General features: G+C 60.3%; 6 protein-coding genes. All 6 read left to right on the top strand.

Translation table 11 applies throughout. The annotated features are described in order from the left end of the window. The coding region (locus tag ACE3OH_RS00810) for a slipin family protein (RefSeq protein WP_374347230.1) at window positions 1-725 on the top strand (725 nt) is incomplete at its 5' end. A gap of 244 nt (window positions 726-969) precedes the next feature. Beyond that, window positions 970-1,347: a zinc-ribbon domain containing protein gene (locus tag ACE3OH_RS00805; RefSeq protein ID WP_374347228.1), complete on the top strand. Its 378-nt coding sequence runs from the start codon at window positions 970-972 to the stop codon at window positions 1,345-1,347. 59 nt (window positions 1,348-1,406) lie between these two features. Further along, window positions 1,407-2,618, top strand: a complete 1,212-nt coding sequence (locus ACE3OH_RS00800; RefSeq protein WP_374347226.1) for an RtcB family protein — start codon at window positions 1,407-1,409, stop codon at window positions 2,616-2,618. A gap of 4 nt (window positions 2,619-2,622) precedes the next feature. Beyond that, the gene (locus ACE3OH_RS00795; RefSeq protein WP_374347224.1) at window positions 2,623-3,054 is read left to right on the top strand and encodes a hypothetical protein; all 432 of its coding nucleotides are present in this window, start codon (window positions 2,623-2,625) and stop codon (window positions 3,052-3,054) included. A gap of 62 nt (window positions 3,055-3,116) precedes the next feature. After that, on the top strand, window positions 3,117-3,962 hold the full coding sequence (locus ACE3OH_RS00790; RefSeq protein WP_374347222.1) for a nucleotidyltransferase domain-containing protein: 846 nt from the start codon (window positions 3,117-3,119) through the stop codon (window positions 3,960-3,962). A gap of 83 nt (window positions 3,963-4,045) precedes the next feature. Next, window positions 4,046-4,285 (top strand): RNA 3'-terminal phosphate cyclase (locus ACE3OH_RS00785; RefSeq protein ID WP_374347220.1); only part of this gene is annotated, 240 nt, incomplete at its 3' end.

Here is a 4,285-nt window from a genome sequence, read left to right as displayed (position 1 = left end):
GCACTATCGCCGGACTTAACGGCGTGCTGAGCGTGCAAGTGCCGGCCGCCAATGTCGGCGTGCTGCGCATCGATGGCAAGCTGGTCAAGCTGTTGCAGCCGGGTCGCTATGCTTTCTGGCGCTACAACCGCGATATCGCCATCGAGCTGGTCGATACCCGCTTGCAGGCTCTGGAAGTGAGCGGTCAGGAAATTCTGACCCGCGACAAGGTCAGCTTGCGCATCAACCTGGCGGCGCACTGGGCGTTCGACGATGTCGAGCTGGCTTACGCCCGCCTGGCCAAGCCGGCCGAGCATATCTACCGCGAGCTGCAGTTCGGCCTGCGCGCCGCTGTCGGCACCCGCTCGCTCGATGAATTGCTGGAAAACAAGCAGATCATCGACGAGGTGGTGGGGGCGCATATGCAGGACAAGCTGGCAGGATTCGGCGTAATGGTAAGTGGCGTGGGCGTGAAGGACATTGTGCTGCCGGGCGAGATGAAAGCCCTGCTGGCCCAGGTGGTCGAAGCGGAAAAGGCCGCCCAGGCCAATGTGATTCGCCGCCGCGAAGAAACCGGTGCCACTCGCTCCTTGCTTAATACCGCCAAGGTGATGGAAGACAACCCGACCGCCCTGCGCCTGAAGGAGCTGGAAACGCTGGAACGCCTGGCCGAGCGCATCGACAAGATCTCGGTCGTGGGTGGGCTGGATCAGTTGCTGAATGGCTTGGTGAAAATCAAAGCCTGATGGGTACTAAATGGGCATGAACGCGAAATGGCGAGCGGCCGGCAAACGAGACGAAGCCGGTGAAGGGTAAAACCGAAAGCCTAGGCAGTGACCGGTAATTTGAGGATGCAGTCATGGGGTCTGCGTAAGGTTCCATGTACATAGCGCGTTTAAAGGTTCACTGCGCATCGGAGTAATGCCCGATGTCGGCTTACTGCGGGTTCGAGTCCCGCCATGTCCGCCAAAACAGGCAAGTGAGAAAGAAATGCAAAGCGGAAAACAGAAACGTATTGCCATCATGGCAAAACGCCAGCAAAAGCGGGATCAAGCAAAGGCGGTGGCGTGCGCCCCACGGCCAGTTGCGCGCCCACAGCACAGCATCACGGTACGCCGTGGTCGCTTGGCGCCATTTACCGGTCTCGGCCTGCCGACCTTCCTGCAGCGCGGCTATTACGAAGATATCGGCTTTACCTGCCGCGATTGCGGGGCGCGCCAGGTGTGGACGGCCGAGCAGCAGCAATGGTGGTACGAAACAGCCGGCGGCTATGTCTACTCGACTGCCATCCGCTGCGCCAGCTGCCGGCGCGCCCGGCGATTGGCTCACGGCGGTACGCCAAAGAAACTGCGCATCTTGGTGCAATAAGCGCCGCAATGACGAATAAGCAATTGCCCTCATCGTGAGGCGCAAAAGAAGGAAAGCAAATGGAACACTCGATTCTGGAAGTAAAAAACGGTAAGCCGATCAAACTATGGACTGCTGGCGTACCGGTAGAGGACGAAGCGCGCGAGCAGCTGGTGAATACCGCCAAGATGCCGTTTATCTACAAGCACCTGGCGGTAATGCCCGATGTGCACCTGGGTAAGGGCTCGACCATCGGTAGCGTGATTCCCACCCTGGGCGCCATCATCCCGGCCGCCGTTGGCGTGGATATCGGTTGCGGCATGATGGCGGCCCGCACCACGCTGACCGCCGCCGACCTGCCGGATAACCTGGCCGGCCTGCGCTCGGCCATCGAGGCGGCGGTGCCGCACGGTAAGACTTTTGGTAAGCGCGATCAGGGTGCATGGGAAACCCCGCCCGCCACTGTAGATGCCATGTGGGGTGAGCTGCACGAGGGATTCAAGCGCATTACCGATAAGCACCCGAAGCTGAAGAACACCAACAACCACAAGCACCTGGGAACGCTGGGAACCGGTAACCACTTTATCGAGGTGTGCCTCGACGAGGAAAACCGCGTCTGGTTCATGCTGCACTCCGGATCGCGTGGTGTCGGTAATGCCATCGGCAATCTGTTCATCGAACTGGCCCAGGCCGATATGCGCCAGCACATCGCCAACCTGCCGCACCGCGATCTGGCTTACTTCGAAGAAGGCTCCAAGCACTTTGATGACTATGTGGAAGCGGTAGGTTGGGCGCAGGACTTCGCCCGTCGTAACCGCGCCACCATGATGCAAAACGTGATCGCCGCCGCCCGCAAGATCATCACCAAGCCCTTCGCCGCCGATGTGGAAGCGGTGAACTGCCATCACAACTATGTGCAGAAAGAAACCCACTTTGGCCGCGAAGTGCTGGTAACCCGCAAGGGCGCGGTGTCGGCGCAGAAGGGTCAGCTCGGCATCATTCCGGGTTCGATGGGCGCCAAGAGCTTTATCGTGCGCGGCCTCGGTAACGAAGAGTCGTTCTGCTCCTGCAGCCACGGCGCCGGCCGAACCATGAGCCGAACCCGCGCCAAGAAGCTGTTCACCGTGGCCGACCAGATCGAAGCGACCAAGCATGTGGAGTGCCGAAAAGACGCCGACGTGATCGACGAAATCCCGATGGCCTACAAGGACATCGACGCGGTGATGGCGGCGCAATCGGAGCTGGTGGAAGTGGTGCATACCTTGCGGCAGGTGGTGTGTGTGAAGGGGTGATGCGATGCGCGAGCGTTTAAGCAGGGAGGCGCTTGCCGAATTGATCCGGCGCAATAGCGCCGAGATTGTCCGGCTACATCGGCGAGTCCATCAAACTTGGGCCGAACGCGCTCTTCCTGGCGGAGAGGGACGCTGGCGCAGCGCTGCAGTCGAGTTCAGGGAGCGATACAACGCGCTTGCCTACCCCGGTGGTTACGAACATGCCTTAACTCTGCTTGATGCTGACGACGCGCCATCGATTGAAATCGCCTTGGTGTTCTTGGAAGAGGCGCCGTATTTCTTCCGCTCGGGTTTCATGTCGAAGCGATTGCGGCAGAAAGTGAAGCAGTGCCGGTGGCGAGGCGCATTGAGCGAAAGGCAACTTGAACGCCTGGACGTCATATTGCATCGCGAGCAGCAATGGCGCGCGAGAGACAGAGATGCCAGATCAGAATGAGGTGGCAAGACGGCACATGGCCTTTGATTGAGCAGGCTAAACAAGAATCGAGTAAGACCAGCATGGACAAAAAACTGAATGCACTGAGAGACAAATTCCTGTCCGCCCACCCCATTTCACCTGAGATTCACGCTCGCGTCCTGGCCGAACTCGACGCCATCGAACACCGTCACCAGGTGCGCGTGCTGTTCGCCTGTGAATCGGGCAGCCGTGGCTGGGGCTTTGCCTCGCCCGATAGCGATTACGACGTGCGTTTTATCTATGTGCACCAGCCGGAGTGGTATTTGCGGGTGGAAGCGCAGCGCGATGTGATCGAGGTGCCGATCAGCGATGAGCTGGATATCTGCGGTTGGGAGCTGCGTAAGGCCTTGCAGCTGATGCGGCGCTCCAATCCCACCCTGTTCGAGTGGCTGGATTCGCCGGTGGTCTACCGTGAGGATGCGCCCTTGGCAGCACGTTTGCGCGCGCTGGCGCCCGACTTCTTTTCCGAGCGCAAGGGGCGCTGGCATTACCTTGCGATGGCGAAGAACAATTTTCGCGGCTATCTGCAGGGCGAGACGGTGCGCCTGAAGAAGTATCTGTATGTGCTGCGGCCCTTGCTGGCGGCAAGGTGGATCGATGCCGGTCGCGGCATGCCGCCGATGCGCTTTGCTGATCTGGCCGATGCCATGGTGGATGAGCCGCAGCTGCGCGCTGAAATCAGGCAGCTGCTGGCGATCAAGATGGCGGCCGGGGAGGCTGAGCTAGGTGCGCGTTTTGAGCAGATACACGCCTTTATCGAAGGCGAACTGGCGAACGAGCAGCCACCGGCTGACTTCAAGCGGCCAGTGGGCAGCGAGGCGGCGCTCGATGCCCTGTTGCGCGAGGCGGTGTGGCCCGCGCCGATCGCTGCGGCAGAGGCCGGATAAAAAAATCTGGTGCTTGCGGATGAGCGGGCGTGCACCCTGTGCACTCCCGCTCGTTTTGCCTGCACGGAATACCAGAGAAAAACATGAAGAAAATCACAGAAGACTGGATTGAGCTGGATGGCTCGCACGGCGAAGGCGGTGGGCAGGTGCTGCGCACTGCGCTGTCGCTATCGATGATTACCGGCACACCGTTCAAGATCGAACGCATCCGCGCCAAGCGCAGCAAGCCGGGGCTATTGCGCCAGCATCTGACGGCAGTGCAGGCTGCGGCAGAGGTATCAGGGGCACAACTGGACGGGGCGACGCTGGGCTCGGCGAGCCTG

The sequence above is a fragment of the Chitinimonas sp. genome, from assembly GCF_041904975.1.
Lineage (GTDB): Bacteria > Pseudomonadota > Gammaproteobacteria > Burkholderiales > Chitinimonadaceae > Chitinimonas.
Note: the sequence above shows the minus strand (reverse complement) of the source record. Positions and strands in the feature narration are given on the sequence as shown.